16 protein-coding genes and 4 riboswitches are annotated in these 16088 nt (G+C 65.3%); of the genes, 13 read left to right on the top strand and 3 right to left on the bottom strand.

The genetic code is table 11. From position 1 onward, the window contains the following. Positions 1-20 precede the first annotated feature (20 nt). Entirely contained in the window at positions 21-743 is a 723-nt protein-coding gene (locus BAC01S_RS19345; RefSeq protein ID WP_156954465.1) for a hypothetical protein, read from the bottom strand. 75 nt (positions 744-818) lie between these two features. After that, positions 819-889, bottom strand: a riboswitch (Fluoride riboswitch). Between the two features lie 80 nt (positions 890-969). Further along, a riboswitch (Fluoride riboswitch) is annotated at positions 970-1037 on the top strand. A 173-nt stretch (positions 1038-1210) separates the two neighbouring features. On the opposite strand from BAC01S_RS19345, the gene BAC01S_RS19340 reads away from it, so the two are divergent. From BAC01S_RS19340 to BAC01S_RS19295, 10 genes are all read left to right on the top strand, one after another. Next, a complete protein-coding gene (locus tag BAC01S_RS19340) occupies positions 1211-1540 on the top strand; it encodes a DUF190 domain-containing protein (RefSeq protein WP_027796243.1) in 330 nt (109 codons plus the stop codon). Continuing rightward, the gene (gene ppa / locus BAC01S_RS19335) at positions 1540-2088 is read left to right on the top strand and encodes an inorganic diphosphatase (RefSeq protein WP_027796242.1); all 549 of its coding nucleotides are present in this window, start codon (positions 1540-1542) and stop codon (positions 2086-2088) included. The genes BAC01S_RS19340 and ppa overlap by 1 nt, the downstream gene beginning before the upstream one ends. 1 nt (position 2089) lies before the next feature. Continuing rightward, entirely contained in the window at positions 2090-3448 is a 1359-nt protein-coding gene (eno, locus tag BAC01S_RS31920; protein WP_084168667.1) for a phosphopyruvate hydratase, read from the top strand. Between the two features lie 139 nt (positions 3449-3587). After that, positions 3588-3959: a DUF190 domain-containing protein gene (locus BAC01S_RS19325; RefSeq protein WP_027796241.1), complete on the top strand. Its 372-nt coding sequence runs from the start codon at positions 3588-3590 to the stop codon at positions 3957-3959. Positions 3960-4010: 51 nt separating this feature from the next. Then, positions 4011-4082, top strand: a riboswitch (Fluoride riboswitch). A 226-nt stretch (positions 4083-4308) separates the two neighbouring features. Beyond that, complete coding sequence (locus BAC01S_RS19320) at positions 4309-5256, top strand: respiratory chain complex I subunit 1 family protein (protein ID WP_027796240.1); 948 nt, start codon at positions 4309-4311, stop codon at positions 5254-5256. A gap of 4 nt (positions 5257-5260) precedes the next feature. Then, on the top strand, positions 5261-5941 hold the full coding sequence (locus tag BAC01S_RS19315; protein WP_027796239.1) for a hydrogenase: 681 nt from the start codon (positions 5261-5263) through the stop codon (positions 5939-5941). A gap of 2 nt (positions 5942-5943) precedes the next feature. After that, positions 5944-7428 (top strand): proton-conducting transporter transmembrane domain-containing protein, encoded by a 1485-nt coding sequence (locus tag BAC01S_RS19310; protein ID WP_027796238.1) that lies wholly within the window; start codon positions 5944-5946, stop codon positions 7426-7428. Then, on the top strand, positions 7425-8912 hold the full coding sequence (locus BAC01S_RS19305; protein ID WP_027796237.1) for a hydrogenase large subunit: 1488 nt from the start codon (positions 7425-7427) through the stop codon (positions 8910-8912). The genes BAC01S_RS19310 and BAC01S_RS19305 overlap by 4 nt, the downstream gene beginning before the upstream one ends. Positions 8913-8951: 39 nt before the next feature. Then, positions 8952-9767 (top strand): NADH-quinone oxidoreductase subunit NuoB, encoded by an 816-nt coding sequence (gene nuoB, locus BAC01S_RS19300; protein WP_027796236.1) that lies wholly within the window; start codon positions 8952-8954, stop codon positions 9765-9767. Next, complete coding sequence (locus BAC01S_RS19295; RefSeq protein WP_027796235.1) at positions 9757-11751, top strand: proton-conducting transporter transmembrane domain-containing protein; 1995 nt, start codon at positions 9757-9759, stop codon at positions 11749-11751. Before nuoB ends, BAC01S_RS19295 begins: the two co-directional genes overlap by 11 nt. A gap of 133 nt (positions 11752-11884) precedes the next feature. Here BAC01S_RS19295 and crcB read toward each other — a convergent pair whose 3' ends face one another. Both crcB and BAC01S_RS19285 read right to left on the bottom strand, forming a co-directional pair. After that, the gene (crcB, locus tag BAC01S_RS19290; protein WP_027796234.1) at positions 11885-12277 is read right to left on the bottom strand and encodes a fluoride efflux transporter CrcB; all 393 of its coding nucleotides are present in this window, start codon (positions 12275-12277) and stop codon (positions 11885-11887) included. 69 nt (positions 12278-12346) lie between these two features. Beyond that, positions 12347-12409: riboswitch (Fluoride riboswitch) on the bottom strand. A gap of 135 nt (positions 12410-12544) precedes the next feature. Further along, complete coding sequence (locus tag BAC01S_RS19285; protein ID WP_027796233.1) at positions 12545-13426, bottom strand: LysR family transcriptional regulator; 882 nt, start codon at positions 13424-13426, stop codon at positions 12545-12547. 157 nt (positions 13427-13583) lie between these two features. On the opposite strand from BAC01S_RS19285, the gene BAC01S_RS19280 reads away from it, so the two are divergent. From BAC01S_RS19280 to BAC01S_RS19270, 3 genes are all read left to right on the top strand, one after another. Next, positions 13584-14330 (top strand): SDR family NAD(P)-dependent oxidoreductase, encoded by a 747-nt coding sequence (locus BAC01S_RS19280; protein WP_027796232.1) that lies wholly within the window; start codon positions 13584-13586, stop codon positions 14328-14330. Positions 14331-14393: 63 nt separating this feature from the next. Then, positions 14394-15593 carry an MFS transporter gene (locus BAC01S_RS31915; protein WP_043202819.1) on the top strand — a complete coding sequence of 400 codons (1200 nt, stop codon included), beginning with the start codon at positions 14394-14396 and terminating at the stop codon, positions 15591-15593. A 70-nt stretch (positions 15594-15663) separates the two neighbouring features. Continuing rightward, positions 15664-16074, top strand: a complete 411-nt coding sequence (locus tag BAC01S_RS19270; protein WP_043202818.1) for a DUF427 domain-containing protein — start codon at positions 15664-15666, stop codon at positions 16072-16074. Positions 16075-16088 lie beyond the last annotated feature (14 nt).

The raw sequence follows: 16088 nt of genomic DNA, 5'->3' as shown, positions 1-16088 counted from the left end.
AAACATGATGTCTCCGTCGCTCAACCGGCGCCGAACGTGTTCAATATTTCACTCCAGCCGCCGCACCAACCGATGGCAGCGATGAGGGCGCCACGGTCTTCGTCGGTGTCGGTGGCCCGGCTGTCCCAACGGAACGCGTTTTCGAAGCGCGCAAGATGGGTCGCGATGTCCGCTACGGAAGCCCGTGCTGCTCGCAGCGCCGCGCCGCCGTCGTGGCCGGGCATTTCGATCAGGTGGCAGCGGCATGGCGTGCCGGTACCGGTGCCGGCGCATTGCCCGCAGACATGCGGAAGCCAGCCGCGCCGACTCTCATGCGCAAAGGCGCGGGCGTTGGCGAGGCTCCGTCCCTGGGCAAGACGCTCCGCGGGCGCGTTGCCAACCGTACCTGGACCATATCCGAGACTACACATATGGCACGGGCCCCACACATGCAGTGATCGACGCACGACAGGTGCAGGCGCGAGGCGATGGAGCCCGTGCCCGCCGAGGACGTGCAGTGCGCGCTTCATCAGATCGTGATAGAGAATCGTGCTTCCGTGAATGAGGTGCGGACGAAACGCGGCTTCGACGGCGAAGAACGCGAGCGCATGGCGCGGACACATCCCCCAGTGCGCGCAGAGCCGCGCACGCACGTCCGCATCCATGATGCTTCCCTGGATGAACCACCAGAGGAAATCAACTTCGTTATCCGAAAGAGGCAAACCGGCGTGCGGCGAGGCAGCGAAGGGCAGGGAAGCGAACACGTTGACCGTCCATGCGGCTGAAAGGAAACAAGCCTGGACGGGGGGGCATCGTCATGACCCTGCAGCTCCCGGCCAGGAACTCCAGGCATCATCATCCGCGGCGTTTGCGCGGCAGTTTGGGGAGGTATGCCATCTCCGTAATCTGTCGTTTCCACTGTAGATAACGCGCGGGCGCTGCGCAAACCGCTGTGCAAACAGTAGCGGCCTCGAAACGCCGGTGCTACACTGACCGGCAGGAGATGGCATTCCTCCTTCAACCGCCGGCGTTGTCCGGCTAATGATGCCTACGGGTTCCTGGGTCGGGAAGCCGTGGGCATTGTTCCAGGCGTCCTGCTGCCCAGATTTGTCACTCTGCGAATCTGGTTTTTCATGCGATCGAATTCCGTCCTGCACGCCAATGCGTGCGGCGCCGCCGTGCGCCTGCCGTTTCCGTGTCCACTGCTGTTTCCGCGTCGACGGAGGCCGTCATGAACGGCAGCCAGCTGACCGTGTACGCTGCCAATCAGAGCCATCGCATACACCATATGACGGTGGTGGACTGGATACTCGACGAGGTGAAGCGCGCGGGTATTCGCGGCGCGACCGTCACCGAGGTTTCCGCAGGCGTCGACGCGAAAGGCAAGTACCACGCCGCCCGCTTTTTCGAGCTGGCCGACCAGCCAGTCGCAGTCACCGTCATTGCCGGCGACGTCGAAATCGATGCACTGCTCGCGGTACTGCGTGACAGCGGTATCAGGTTGTTCTATACGCGCGCACCGATCGAATACGACACCCTTGGAACGAACGGAGGAGCCTGATGGACTTCAACGCCATTCCCACCGGCGAAAACGTGCCGCTCGACGTGAACGCGATCATCGAGATTCCTGCGCAGAGCGAGCCGGTCAAATACGAGGTCGACAAGCATATCGGACTACTGAGGATCGACCGGATCATGAGCGCGGGCATGCGCTATCCGCAGAACTACGGGTTCATTCCCGGAACGCTCGCGCGCGACGGCGACCCGCTCGACATCATCGTCATTGCTCCGTTCGCGCTGGAGCGGCTTTCGCTGGTCTCGTGCCGCCCGGTGGGCCTCCTGAATATGACGGACCAGGCGGGCCCCGACGAGAAGGTTATCGCCGTGCCTGTCGATAGCGTGTGCCCTGCCACGCGGGCTATCCGCGAACTGGCGGACGTGGGCGAGTTCACGCTCGACCAGATCCAGTTTTTCTTCGAAAACTACAAGAAGCTGGAGCCGGGCAAGTGGGTTGAGTTCAACGGCTGGGCCGATATCGACGCGGCCTTTGAAGCGATCAGGCAGGCAGTAACGGCATTTCGCAGTGCTCATGGAAATAGGGAGCCGTGATATGGGCAACGTTGCTTTGATAAAAACCGTTTGCGCCGACGAGATTCTCGATTCGCGCGGCAATCCGACCGTCGAAGTGACGGTCACGCTTTCGAGTGGTGTGAGCGCGACGGCAGCGGTGCCGTCCGGCGCCTCGACGGGCGAATTCGAAGCGGTCGAGCTGCGTGACCGGGACGCTCGCCGATACGGTGGGAAAGGCGTGCTGGAGGCGGTGCGCCACGTCAACCAGGAAATCGCCCGGGTGCTGGCCGGAATGCGGGTGGACGACCAGCGCCGCATCGACGATGCGTTGATCGAGGCGGATGGAACCGCGTCCAAGGCGAGGCTGGGCGCCAATGCGGTACTCGGCGCGTCGCTTGCCTGCGCGAGAGCCGCGGCGCTTGCGGCCGGGTTGCCGCTCTTTCACTACCTGGGCGGTGCGAAGGCGCATGTGCTGCCGGTTCCCATGTTCAACGTCCTCAACGGCGGCAAACATGGACACGACGGGCCCGACGTGCAGGAGTTCAAGCTCGTGCCGCTCGGTGCGCCGACGTTTCGCGAGGCGCTGCGCTACGGCGCGGAAACCTACCATGCTCTTGGCGCGATCCTCGCGGACGCGGGCGCATCGACGAACGTGGGCGACGAGGGCGGGTATGTCCCCCAGCTGCCGTCCAACGCGGTCGCCATGGAGCTGATCGTGCGGGCAATAGAGCGGGCAGGGTACCGTCCGGGCGAGGACATTGCCATCGGCATCGATCCGGCCGCCACCTCGTTTTACGAAGACGGCCGCTATGCTCTGCGTCGCGACGGAAAGTCGCTCGATTCGCGAGAGATGATCGCGTATTGGGCGGACTGGCTGAATCGCTACCCGCTGATTTCCCTCGAAGACCCGCTGGCGGATAACGACTGGAGCGGCTTTGCCGAACTGACGCGCGATCTCGGCGACCGCGTTCAGATCGTCGGCGACGATCTGTTCGTGACGAACCGGACGTTCCTCCAGCGCGGCATCGAAGAACACTGCTGCAACAGCATCCTCATCAAGCTCAACCAGATCGGCACCGTGACCGAAACGCTCGACACCGCGGCGCTGGCGTTCTCGGCAGGCTATACGTGCCTCGTTTCGCACAGATCGGGCGAAACAGAAGACACCAGCATCGCCGACCTCGCGGTCGCGCTGAACTGCGGGCAGATCAAGGCGGGCGCCCCGGCGCGCGGCGAGCGGGTGGCGAAATACAACCGGCTGCTCACCATCGAGAGCACGCTGGGCGAGCAGGCGGAATATGCGGGCCGCGCGGCGTTCCGGCCTCGCCGCGGCACACACTCGAGCCCGTCCGGTCATGAGGCGGGAGCCGGCGAGTCCCGGCCGGCCGGCGCTTCATGATTACCCGCTTTCCCGCACTGCGGTATCCGGCGGAATTCCGCCGATGCACTAGAATTTCCTGAGGGAGACGGGCGCCGCGGTCCACGCTGCGGTGGAACCATCGTGGCACGGGTCGCGGTGTCGATCGACGGAGGCAGACATGAACGGTTACCAGCTTACGTTCTACACCGAGCAGAATCGCCGTCACGGCCACCACACCATCACGGAATGGCTGCTGCACGAGGCAAAGCAATTGGGCATTCACGGCGCCACCGTCATCAACTGCGCGGAAGGCACGGGTCACGCCGGCGCGCATCATGCGGCGCATGCGCTGAGGCTCGCGGATCAGCCGATCCAGGTCATCCTGGCCGTGACCGAGGACGAGGCGGACCGCATGCTCGATGTGGTCAGGCTGCAGCATGTGCATGTGTTCTACACGCGCACGCCCATTGAGTTCGGACTGCTTGGCGACGAGGGACAGACCGCCGAAGCAAAGAAACACTTCCCGCTCTTCGGACGGCGACCTCACTAGGAGAAAATCTCCGGTCTTGCATGTGGCGACCGCTTGCCTATACTCGTCACTGAATCCTGTGGAGATGGCATCCTCCCTTAACCGCCGCGTCTTCCCCTCGCGGCTGATGATGCCTACCAGTCCCCGGGCGCCGGGGCCGGTAGGCATGTCTGACCGGCTCGCATTCACGAGCATCCCGGGCATACGAATGCCTGAAAAAAGCGAAGAACATGGGATGCGCGAGCGAGTTGTCATGGCATAACCCCCCGTGCTTCACCCACCGCCCGGTCGCGCGAACATCTTTATCGCGCGGGGTAGGGCCGTGCGCCATACGACCTGCGACGCGCCTGCGCCCGCGCGGAGATCGGTCATGAGCGCGCGCGACATACTCCTGCAGATCGCGCAGGTTGTCACCGTTCTCGCATTGGCCCCGTTGCTGCAGGGCGTGATTCTCCAGTGGGAGGAGCGCGTCCAGCGCGGACGCGGCCCCGGCATCTTTCAGCCCTACCGCGACTTGCGCAAGCTGTTCCGCAAGCAGATCGTGGTGCCGGAAACGGCTTCATGGATCTACTGGTGCGCACCCGTCGTCGCGTTCACCTGCATGATGACGGTGCCGATCCTGATCCCCGTGCTTACCGACTTTCCGCTGCCGCTCTCCGATATGGGGGACATCCTGGGCGGAGGGCTCATTCTCACGCTCGGCTCGTTCGCCATCGTCCTCGCGGGGCTCGACTCCGGCAGCGCCTACGGCGGCATCGGCTCCAGCCGCTCCGTGATGCTCGGCATCCTCGCCGAGCCGACGCTGATCCTCGTGCTCGTCGGCATCACGTTGCTCGCGAAGGCCATGCTGCCGTTCGTCGTAAATCATCTGCTCGTGCAGCAGCCGTCCGTGTACTGGAGTCCCGCGCATCTCTTTCTCGTGTTCGCATTCTTCGTGCTGCTGCTGGTCGAGACCGACCGGCTGCCGATCCACTCGAGCACCCACATCGAGGTCTACATGATCGAGGAGGCGCGGATTCTCGAATACTCGGGCCCGTTGCTCGCGTTGCTCAAGTGGGCTTCGATGATGAAGCAGTTCATTCTCTACACCATCTTCTGCAACGTGCTGACGCTGCCGTGGGGGCTCTCGCAACATGGCACGGCACTCGGAGCGGTCGGCGCGGCGGCGGGCCTTTTCGCGCGCATGCTGGTCGTCGCGCTCGTCGTGGTGCTCGTTGAAACGGCGCAGTCGAGGCTGCGCTTCTTCCGGTATCAGGAACCGCTCGCGGCTTCGTTCATGCTTGCGGTGCTGGCCATCGCGGCCAACCAGCTACGGTGACGCCATGCTGCTCGCCCATCTGAGCCCGCTTGCCGCATCGCTCTTCAGCCTGCTGGCGATCGGCAGTCTGCTGCTCGCCTTCGTGATGCTAGGTTCGCGCTGGCTCAAGGACTATCTGCTCGCGTTCATGGCCGAATCCTGGCTCATCGCCTTGCTCTCCGGCGCGGTCGGCTACTACGGCCACTATCACGAGCTGTATCTGGTGGCCGTGCTGACCGCATTCTTCCGCGGCCTCGTGCTGCCGTATCTCATCTGGCGCATCATTGCGCGCCTCGCCGTGGAGCGCGAACTGCACGTGATCCTGCAGCCCGGATCGAGCCTCGTGCTGGGTGCGCTGCTGGTGCTCTTCGCCTTCGTGGTGTCGAACCACCTTGGCAATGCGCTGGGGCTGGGCGGCACCGTGGTCGTGCTCGCGCTCACGGTGATGCTGTCGATGAAGCTCATCGGCTTCCTGATGCTGACCGTCCGCCAGGAAGCGATCAGTCAGGTGCTCGGCCTGCTGATTCTTGAAAACGGCATTTTTCTCGGCTCGCAGATTCTCGTGCCCGGCATGCCGCTGCTGATCGAACTCGTCCTATTGTTCGATCTCCTTGTGATCGTGGTGAGCTTCGGCGTGCTGGTCCGCTATCTCGTTGCGCACGTCGGCAGCACGAGCAGCCGCGAACTCCGGCGTCTGGTGGGGTGATCATGGTAGAGGGATGGCTCGTTCTCGTCATTGTCGCGCCGCTCCTGGCCGCCGTGGCCGCCACGGCGAGCCAGCACGTCCGGGTGGCCGAATACGCGAATATCGCCGCGGCCGGCGCCAGCGTCGTGGCGGCGTTGTGGCTCACGGCTCACGTCGATGGGGCGACGACCTTTGTCAACGGCTATGTGCTGCTCGACGCCCTCGGGGCGTGGACGCTTGTCTGCACCTGCCTCGTGTATGGGCTCGCGTCGATTTACGCCATTGGCTACATGCGGCTCATCAAGGAGGAGGAAGCGCGCCTGCCCGGCTTCTATGCGTTGTTCGCGCTCTTCGCGACGACGATGATCTGCGGTCCGCTGATGAACAACATCGGCGTCTACTGGATCGCCATCGAGCTGACCACGCTCGTCAGCACCTTTCTTGTCGGCTTCGAGCGGGGTCGGGAAGCCATCGAGGCGGCCTGGAAATACATCATTGTCGTGTCGGCCGGCATCAGCCTCGCATTGCTCGGCACGGTGCTCTTCTACTGGGCCGGCAGTCTCGTGCTCGGCCCCACCTACGATATGACATGGAGTGCGCTGCGGACTGCCGCCCCGCACATGAACCCCGCGCTGATCCAGATGGCCTTCCTGCTCGTGCTCGTCGGCTACGGCACGAAGGCCGGGCTGGTTCCCATGCACACGTGGCTGCCCGACGCACATAGCGAAGGTCCCGCGCCCGTTTCGGCGATGCTCTCGGGCGCGCTGCTCAATACGGCCATGCTCGGCATCGCGCGTTTCCTGACGATTACCGACGCGGCGAGCCGCTCGGCGTTGCCGCGCACGGTGCTCGTGGCGTTCGGCGCGATCTCGCTCTTCGTCGCGGCGCTTTTCATCGTGCGGCAGCAGGGCATCAAGCGGCTCATGGCCTGGTCGAGCATCGAGCACATGGGCGTGATCGCGCTCGGAATCGGCTTTGGCGGTCCGCTCGCCATAGCGGCCGTGCTTTACCACATGCTCAATCATTCGCTGAACAAGTCGCTCATGTTCTTCGGCGCGGGAAACGCGATGCGCGTCTATCGAACCCGGGACATCGACGCGATTCGCGGCGTGTGGGCGCGCTTTCCGGTGACCGGAGCCCTCTGGCTCGCGGGCGCCGTCGCCATTACGGGCGCGCCGCCGTTCGGGCTGTTCCTCAGCGAGATCACGCTGATGCGCGCCGGATTCGCGACGCCCAACGCGTGGGCAGTGATCGTGCTGCTGGTGCTGCTGATCGTGATTTTCATCGGCTTCCTCAATCACTTTCGCAAGATGTATCTCGATCTCGACGCGAGGCCGGCCGAACGGCTTCCGTCGAACGGAAATGGCCCCGTAGAGATCGACGCGTGGATGACGCTGCCGATGTGGTTGGCACTCCTGCCGGTATTCGTGCTGGGTATCTGGTGGCCCGAGCCGCTATGGCACTTCTTCGGGGCTGTTGCGGCCGATCTGGGCGGAGGCAATCGATGAGCAATTGCGAATACGTGGCGCTGCGCGCCAACGAACTGCCGGCTCGCGCCCGCGCGCTGTTGGCGCAAGGCGGCCGGATGCAGGGCGTCTACGCCTGGTTTCCGGCGCCGGAGCAGGCGCAGTTGCGCTACGTCGCGACGGTGCCGGATCGCGAGCCGTTCTGCGGCTGGTCCGTCGATGTCGATAGCGAGCCGGTTCCCAGCCTCGCCGCCATCTGCCCGCTGCTGGGCTGGCACGAGCGCGAGGTCATGGAGATGAGCGGCATCCCGTTCTCGAATCACCCGGAGCCGGAACGACTCGTCACCGCATTTCTGCCGCACGGGGAACGAGGGCCTCTGGAGCCATCCGGTACGCAACGCCGGAGTATTGCCGCTACGCTGACTGCGCCGAAGCTGCCGGACGTCTCGGGCAAACATGTCCAGCTTCTGCCGTTTGGTCCGGTGCGGGCGGACGTCGTCGAATCGGCGCAGTTCATTTTCTACTATCTCGGCGAGGGCATCCTGCACTACCACCCCAATCTGTTTCTCAAGCATCGGGGCATGGAAAAGCAGTTCGAGGGCGTCGACGGCGTAACGGGCGCGCTGGTCGCGGAGCGCGTTTCCGGCGTCGACAGCGTGGCCCACGCGCTCGCCTACGCCCAGGCGGTGGAAGACGCGACAGGCTGCGAAGTTCCCGGGCGTGCGCGCTGGTTTCGACTCGTCGCCGCCGAGCTGGAGCGGATCTACAACCATCTGCACTATCTCGGTCACCTGTGCCACACGACGACACTCAAGGTCGGCGAAGCGCAGGGCAAGCTGCTCGAGGAGCAGGCCAAGCAGATCAATGCGCGCGCAACGGGCAGCCGTTTCCTGCGCGGCCTGATCTGGCCGGGCGGCGTGCGGCGCGAGCTCGACGTCTACGCGATTGCCGAAGGACTCGCTGCGCTCTCGCCGGAAGTCGATCGCTACGTTGGGCTGATTGAACGCACCACGAGCCATCTGGATCGCCTGATCTCGACCGCGCCGCTCAGCCAGCAGCTCGCGTTCGATCAGGGTGCGACCGGACCGGTCGAGCGCGCGTCGGGCGTGAATCGCGATTTGCGCCGCGACCACCCGTATGCAGCCTATGCGGCGCTACCGCCGACCGTCGCGATTGCCGAAGCGGGCGACGCGTATGCGCGCATGAGCGTGCGCATTGCCGAACTGCGTGCGAGCCTGGCGCTCGTCGACCGGGCGATCGGCGAGGGCGTGCCGAACGGTCCGTTGCGGGCGGACTGCGTCGCGGCCGCGCGGACGGAAGGACTGGGGTGGGCGGAGTCGCCGCGCGGCACGGTGCTCTACGCCGTCCATTTCGACGCGGGCTGCCGGCTCGCGCGCGTGAAGATCAAGGCGCCGTCGTTCGCCAACTGGCGCGTGTTTCCGTCCACGGTTCACGACAGCAACATGATGGACTACGCGATCAACGAGGCGAGCTTTGGCCTGACGATTTCGGGTTGTGCCCGTTAGCGGCGCGACTCGCGCAGCGCACAGGGAAGGAACGCATCGATGTCACTCTGGACCTGGTTTGGCCTGAAGGAGGGCAGTGCGAGCACCGACTGGCCACTGAAGGGCGTGAAGGACGAAGGGCACGGCCAGCAAGGCGTGCTGGGCATGCCGCGTTACGATCCGGCGAAATGCCGGCCCGACTGCGAGGCCTGCGCGAATGCCTGCATGACGCGTGCGATCTCGTTCGCTTCTTCGCACGAGACGCCCGCGAAGCCCGAGGTGGATTGGGGGCGCTGCATCGTCTGCCAGCGTTGCGTCGAAGTCTGCCCGACGGGCGCGTTCACGACTTCCGGGGACTGGGCGCTCGGCGTGCGCGAACGCGACGACCTGATATGGCACGAAGCGAGTCAGCGGATCGCGCGCGAGGTGGTCGAACGAGAGCGCCGCCAGTTCGGTCGCAGCCTGCATGTGCGGCATGTCGATGCGGGGTCGTGCAACGGCTGCGAATCGGAACTGCAGGCGCTCAACAATCCGTTCTACAACCTGCATCGGCTTGGCATCTTCTTCACGCCGTCACCGCGCTTTGCCGACGTGCTGCTCGTTACCGGCCCCGTGACGAAGGCGATGCGCGAGCCGCTGCTCGCGACGTGGGAGGCCATGCCCGCGCCGCGCTGGGTTGTCGCGACGGGCACGTGTGCGGTGTCGGGGGGCGTGAGCGGCGGCAATTACGCCTGCGGCACGGGACTCGACGGCGTGTTGCCGGTGGACGTTTATCTGCCGGGCTGCCCGCCGAATCCGGCCGCGCTGATTCACGCGCTGCTGTTAATCGTCGGGAGAGCTGATCAACGCATGAGAGGAGGCCAGCTTGAGCGCTAACCTGCTCCTGGGTCTTGCCGCCGTGCTGTGGGCGCTCGCCGCGCTCGTCTCGCCTTTGCGCGCCGCGCACGGCGTCGCGCGCGGGTTGCTGGGCACGGGATGCGTGCTTGCGGTGATTGCGTGCCTCGTCGCCCTGCCGGACGGCACCGCCGCCGCGCCGTTGCCAATCGTGCTCGCGGCGCAGCCGGTAGGGTTCGCGGTCGAACCCGCGGGCCTCTGGCTGCTCGGCTTCGGGCTGGTCCCCGCGGCACTGGCCTGCTGGCTCGGCTCGCCGCTGGCCGGCGCTTCCGGACGATGGTCCGCCGGCGCCGCGTTCAGCCTGCTCGGCGCGCTTGGCGTGGTCGGTCTGCAGGACGGCATGTCGCTCCTCGTCGCCTGGGAAACCATGAGCCTTGGCGGCGCGCTCATGCTGGCCGGCGAGCGGGCGGACGAGCGCGAGGGCCGGCCGGTCATGCTCATGCTCGCGTTGCTCGAAGTGGGGGCCGTTGCGCTGGTGTTCGCGGTTGTCGTGCTCGACCGGGCGGCGGGCGGCATCGGCTTCGACCGCTTCGTCACGAACGCGCCGGGCGCGGCCGGCGTCGTGTCCTGGTTCGCGGGCCTCGCGCTGCTGATCGGCTTCGGGGCAAAGCTTGGGCTGATGCCGTTCTACGAATGGTTTCCGCGCGCCTATTCCTGCGGTAGCGGCGCAACGGGTACGCTGTTTTCGGGCGTCGTGCTCAACGCGGCGTACTTTGCCTTGAGTCGCGGCTGGAACAGCTGGCTCGACGTATCCGTGCAGAGCGGCACGGCCTTCGGCCTGGGCGTGATCGCGATCGCGGCTGGCGTGGCGAGCGCGATCCTTGCCGTACTGTTCGCATTCCAGCAGGACGAGTGGCGCTCGCTGCTCAGCTATTCGTCGGCAGAGAACGCGTCGGTCGCCGTCGTCATGCTCGGCGCGACGCTGCTCTTTCGCGCCGGTCATCTCGGCGATCTCGCAGGCCTTGCATGGACCGTTGCGCTACTGCATCTCGCGGGTCACGCGCTTGCCAAGGGCGCGCTGTTCCTCACGGCGGACGGGATCCATGCGGCCTGCGGCAGCTACGACATCGTGCCCCGCGGCTGGCTGCGTCGCAGCGGCTTCCTGCTCGGACTGGGCGCGGTGTTTGCCGTCATGAGCCTGGCTTCAGTGCCGCCGCAGGCGGGGTTCGTCAGCGAATGGTATGTGTTTCAGTCGGTGTTTCAGGGGTTCCACCTCGCGTCCTTCATCGGCCGGCTCGTGCTTGTTCTGGCAGGGGCGGGACTCGCGCTGGCCGCCGCCGTTGCGCTCGCAACGTTCGTCAAGGTGTTCGGTCTCGGTTTGCTGGGACTGCCAGGCATTGACGTCACGCCGCCCGTGCCGCGGGCGAGCGCGGTTTCGGTGGGGATCCTCGGGCTGTGCGTGCTTGCCGTGGCCGTCGGCGCGCCGCTGTGGCTCAACGCGCTTGCAAGTGGCGCGCAGACGCTTTTTCATGCCAACAGCCCGCAGGCGATGGTGTCGGGTTGGCTGCTCGTGCCGCTCACGAACAAATTTGCCTTCATCTCGCCGACGAAGCTGGTCATCGTGATGCCGCTGCTGGCGATCCTGCCGCTCGCGCTGCTGTGGCTGACGAAACGGCACGCGATTCGCAGGGCGCCCGTATGGTTCGGCGGCATGACGGAAAGCGGGCATGACGCGGCGACGACAGCGCTGACCTTTTCGAATGCCATGCGCACCTTCTACAGCTTCATCTACCAGCCGACGGTCAGCACGACGCGCGAGCACGAGCAGCGCGAGTACTTCGTCAAGCGCCTGGTGTTTGCCGCTGGCGTGACCGACCTCTTCGAGCGGCACTTGTTCGACCCCTTGGTCCGGATCGTGACGGCGTGCGCGGAGCGCCTTCGCGCCCTCCAATCCGGCAACCTGAACTTCTACCTTGCCCTGATTGGCGGATTGCTGGTCGCGATTCTCTTCCTCACGCTTCTGTAGCGATGCCGGCTCGAAGGGCTCGCCGTCTGCCGCTTGCGCTACGGCGCGCTGCGGCCCGACGCCTGCGAGTGCATCCTGCGCCCCCTCCGCGCCGGGCCGGTCAACATGCCCGGCATGCGTTGACCGATACCGGTCAAGCGGTAGCGGCGCGAGCGACGGCACTGGCCGTCACGATGCCGAGGACCGTCATGGCCAGAGACGCGCCGACGTGAATGACGATTTCGCCGGCTGCCCAACCAAGACGGCCTTGCTGCAGGTCCGCCACCACTTCAGCGGAGAACGTGGAGAATGTGGAGAGGCCGCCCATCAGGCCCGTAATGACAAAGAGACGCCATTCCACGGGGATATCGGGCTGACGTGCGAAGAACGCGACGGCCACGCCGATGATGTAGCCGGCAATCACGTTGGCGGCAAGCGTGCCCAAGGGGAGATCGGGAAAGAGTCCGTTGAGGCGGACACCGAGAAACCAGCGAAACAGTGAGCCTAATGCGCCGCCGATTGCAACCGCCAGAACCGAGAGATACATGATCAATGCCTTTGTTGATTTGATTCGGCCGGATAGAAATGCGCCTTGAAAAGCGTATTCAATCGGCACAACGTTGTAGGCATCATCGGCTCGGAGCGAGCGGTTATGGAGAATGCCATCTCCAGCGGCAAAGTTTAGCAGACGAGATGACTGCGTCAAGCCGCATCATGGCGTGCCCGATGCCCAATAACCTGCAGCCGGATCGTTGAGGCAGGCGTGGGTGCTTACGCGCGTTAATGCCTCGGACAGCATTGCGCGGCCGTGCGCTTATCGCCTGATCTGGTCGATGCGAGACAGGAAGGTCGACAGGATGGGGGAGCGGTTATTCCGGTTATAGCCGACCACCAGTTCGATCGTCGGCGGTTCGCCCTTGAGCGGCCGGCTCGTCACCGACCAGGGCAACAGCTTCTCGGCATAGGCAGGCAAGAGGGCAACACCTCGCGTCGAGGCGATCAGCGACATCGCCATCGTCAGGTTGTGGACGCGATGTGCGGGCTCGATGGCGAGATCGTTTGCCGCCAGATAGTTTTCGATCGCGCGGCGCATGGGACCGGCCACGTCCGAGCCGCTGATGAACGGCTCCCCGGCCAGATCGTGCACGTCGATTTCCTCGAGGCTCGCCAGGCGATGATCGCTCGGCATCAGCACGACGAAAGGCTCGCGCGCGACCGTCACGTACTCGAGGTCGGGCCGGTTGGCTTCGGCGCGCATGAACGCGACATCCAGCCGGCCCGTCGACAGGCCCTCCGCCAGATCGGGAGAGTGCTCGCTCGATACCGTCATCTCGAGAGTCTGCAGGTCGCCTGCGAGCACACGCGTCGCTTCGCCGAGCCAGGTGACTTCCTGCCCGCTCAGGAAGCCGACGGCAAACGTCGGCTTCGACGGCCGCGCCGCCCGTCGTGCGGCCTCGCACGCCGCATCGACCTGCGCAAGTGCGAGGCGCGCATGGTCGAGAAATGCCTTGCCGGCATCGGTCAGTTCGATGCCGCGCGCGCTGCGCACGAACAGTTGCGCACCCACTTCGTACTCGAGATCCCGGATCTGCCGGCTCAGGGACGGCTGGGACGTGTACAGCCGACGCTCCGCCGCGACAGTGAGGCTGCCCTCTTCCGCCACAGCAACGAAATAACGCAGGTGACGCAGTTCCATGCGCGCAGTCCTTTACGGGTAGCCATGCCTGTCAGGTATGGCGTCCAGCTTACAAAGTCTTTTTCGAGCGGGCAAGTGCCCACTATCGTTCGATTCCAGCAGCCGGACGCAACCGGCTCTCACCTCAACGCCGGTCATCTGCGGGAAGGACACGATCATGAAGACACTCACCGGAAAGACCGCGCTCGTCACGGGCGCTTCCCGCGGCATCGGACGCGCGGCTGCGCTTGCGCTTGCGCAGGCAGGCGCTCAGGTCATCGTCCACTATGGGCGCGGTGCACGCGAGGCCGATGCCGTTGTCGCCGGAATCGCCGCGGCGGGCAGCCGTGCCCATGCCCTCCAGGCAGATCTCGCGGAATCCGACGGGCCCCACCGGCTCGCGCGGCAGGTCCGGGCCATCGTCGGCGAACGGCTCGACATCCTCGTTGCCAACGCGGGCATCGCGAAGGCCGCCACGATCGAGGAAACCGGCGTCGAGGACTTCGACGAACTGTTCGCCGTCAACGTTCGGGCTCCGTATTTTCTCGTTCAGCAGCTTCTGCCGATCATGTGCAAGGGCAGCAACATCACGCTGCTTTCGTCGCTCGCTGCTCATGCAGCGGTGGGCGAGCTATCGGCCTACTCGGCTACGAAGGGCGCTTTGGATACGCTCGTGCGTTACTTCGCAGCCGACCTCGGGCCGCGCGGCATCCGTGTGAACGCGGTCGCGCCCGGCGTGGTGCAAACCGGGATGTCGAGCTTCACCCGCACCAACGAAGGCCGCGACATGACACTCGGCCTGCAGGCCATCAAGCGGCTCGCAGAACCCGAAGACATCGCCGCTGCAATTGCCTTCCTGGCGTCCGACCAGGCCGGATGGACAACTGGCGCGACGCTCCATGTGGACGGCGGCTCGAAGCTCTGAGCGCGTCGATAGCGCACCCCCCATTTCGGTCCCCGAAACGATACACCCAAACCGGAAGACGTCATGACGCAAACCACCTCAATCCAGCCCCCGCACGCGCCACGTTGGCTCGCGGTTCTTTCGGTCGCGCTCAGCGCGACCGTGTTCTGCACAACTGAATTTCTCCCCGTCGGGCTGCTGCGCTATATCAGCCAGGGACTGGGCGTGAGCGAAGGAACCGCCGGCATCATGGTCACAGCGCCCGGGCTGCTGGCCGCCGTCGCCGCGCCGCTTCTTACGGTAGCGGTCGGACGCTTCGACCGTCGGCGCGTGCTGCTGGGCCTGGGCCTGCTGCTCATGGTCTCCAATCTGATGGCCATGCTGGCACCGAACTTCGCCGTTCTTGTCGCGGCCCGCGCGCTGTTCGGATTCGGCATCGGCGGATTCTGGGCGATCAGCGTGGGCCTCGGCGCCCGGCTCGTGCCGGAGCAGCATGTCGGTCGGGCAACGGCGCTGATTTTCGCTGGCGTCTCGCTCGGCATGCTGATCGGCGGCCCGGCCGGCGCGCTGCTCGGCGAACTGGCCGGCTGGCGTGCCGCGTTCGGGGCGGCGCTCGCGTTGTCGGTCGCCGCGTTGCTGGCGCAGTGGGTTTCGTTGCCGTCGCTGCACGTCGAGCATCGGATCGGCACGCGCAACCTGCTCGGCATTTTCGGTACGCGACCGGCCCGCATCGGGCTGATCGCGATGACGCTGGCCCTGTGCGGGCAGTTTTCGACCTATACCTATATCACCCCGTTCCTCGCGACGGTGTCGGGCTTTGGGGGCAAGGTCATTTCGTCGCTGCTGCTTGGTTACACGTTCATCGGTCTGGCAGGTAATTTCATCGGCGGTTCATCCGCTCAACGTAGCGTCAGGACAACCTTGATCGCAAGCATCCTGTTTATCGCATTGCCGCTCGCCATGCTTCCCGCACTCGGCGCCAGCCGACCGTGGGTGCTGGTCGCGCTGGCCGCATGGGGAACTGCGTATGGCGCCCTGCCGGTCGCGCTGCAGATGTGGATGGCCCGGGCGACCCGCGAAGCGGGTGAGGGCGGGATGGCGCTCTTTGTCGCCAATTTCCAGATCTCGATTGCTTTGGGTTCATTTGTCGGCGGCCGGATTGTAGACGGGTTCGGTCTCTTCAACGCGATGTTCTTCGGCGCCGGGCTCGCCGCGCTCTCGATCCTGACACTGGTGCTCACGGGCGAGCATCCGCGCACGATAGACGAGCCGGCCACCTGCTGAACGGAACGCAATCCGGCAAGCTGCTGCCGCACGGCTCGCCACCCTCCGCTATTTCGACAAGGAGTTGATCATGTCCACCACGCATCCGAACGACAAACCCGTCAAGATCCCGGGTCCCGACCATCCGATCACGATCGAACGCCATCCCTCGAGGATCGTCGTCAAGGCCGGCGGCAAGGTGATCGCCGATACCCGTGAGGCGCTGACACTGCGCGAGGCACGCTACCCGGCCGTGATCTACATCCCGCGCCGGGACGTCGACATGGCGCTGCTGGAGCGTACCGACCACGCCACCTACTGCCCGTACAAGGGCGACTGTGCCTACTTCTCGATCCCGTCTCCCGGCGAGCGCGGCGTCAATGCCGTCTGGACCTACGAGCAGCCTTATGCAGCCGTGGCCCCGATCCGCGAGCATCTGGCCTTTTACCCCGACCGCGTCGACGCGATCGAGGAACTGCCCGGCGACACGGCTTCCGATTGATCGCGCGCCGTACA

The sequence above is a fragment of the Paraburkholderia acidipaludis NBRC 101816 genome (genome assembly GCF_000684975.1).
Lineage (GTDB): Bacteria > Pseudomonadota > Gammaproteobacteria > Burkholderiales > Burkholderiaceae > Paraburkholderia > Paraburkholderia acidipaludis.
This window is presented reverse-complemented; position numbering and strand designations above follow the sequence as displayed.

Coding starts and splice junctions, on each gene's coding strand:
- BAC01S_RS19315 (WP_027796239.1), top strand. CDS start 5,261: ATGCTGCTCGCCCATCTGAGCCCGCTTGCCGCATCGCTCTTCAGCCTG.
- eno (WP_084168667.1), top strand. CDS start 2,090: ATGGGCAACGTTGCTTTGATAAAAACCGTTTGCGCCGACGAGATTCTC.
- BAC01S_RS19270 (WP_043202818.1), top strand. CDS start 15,664: ATGTCCACCACGCATCCGAACGACAAACCCGTCAAGATCCCGGGTCCC.
- BAC01S_RS19280 (WP_027796232.1), top strand. CDS start 13,584: ATGAAGACACTCACCGGAAAGACCGCGCTCGTCACGGGCGCTTCCCGC.
- BAC01S_RS31915 (WP_043202819.1), top strand. CDS start 14,394: ATGACGCAAACCACCTCAATCCAGCCCCCGCACGCGCCACGTTGGCTC.
- crcB (WP_027796234.1), bottom strand. CDS start 12,277: ATGTATCTCTCGGTTCTGGCGGTTGCAATCGGCGGCGCATTAGGCTCA.
- BAC01S_RS19340 (WP_027796243.1), top strand. CDS start 1,211: ATGAACGGCAGCCAGCTGACCGTGTACGCTGCCAATCAGAGCCATCGC.
- BAC01S_RS19305 (WP_027796237.1), top strand. CDS start 7,425: ATGAGCAATTGCGAATACGTGGCGCTGCGCGCCAACGAACTGCCGGCT.
- BAC01S_RS19320 (WP_027796240.1), top strand. CDS start 4,309: ATGAGCGCGCGCGACATACTCCTGCAGATCGCGCAGGTTGTCACCGTT.
- ppa (WP_027796242.1), top strand. CDS start 1,540: ATGGACTTCAACGCCATTCCCACCGGCGAAAACGTGCCGCTCGACGTG.
- nuoB (WP_027796236.1), top strand. CDS start 8,952: ATGTCACTCTGGACCTGGTTTGGCCTGAAGGAGGGCAGTGCGAGCACC.
- BAC01S_RS19285 (WP_027796233.1), bottom strand. CDS start 13,426: ATGGAACTGCGTCACCTGCGTTATTTCGTTGCTGTGGCGGAAGAGGGC.
- BAC01S_RS19325 (WP_027796241.1), top strand. CDS start 3,588: ATGAACGGTTACCAGCTTACGTTCTACACCGAGCAGAATCGCCGTCAC.
- BAC01S_RS19310 (WP_027796238.1), top strand. CDS start 5,944: ATGGTAGAGGGATGGCTCGTTCTCGTCATTGTCGCGCCGCTCCTGGCC.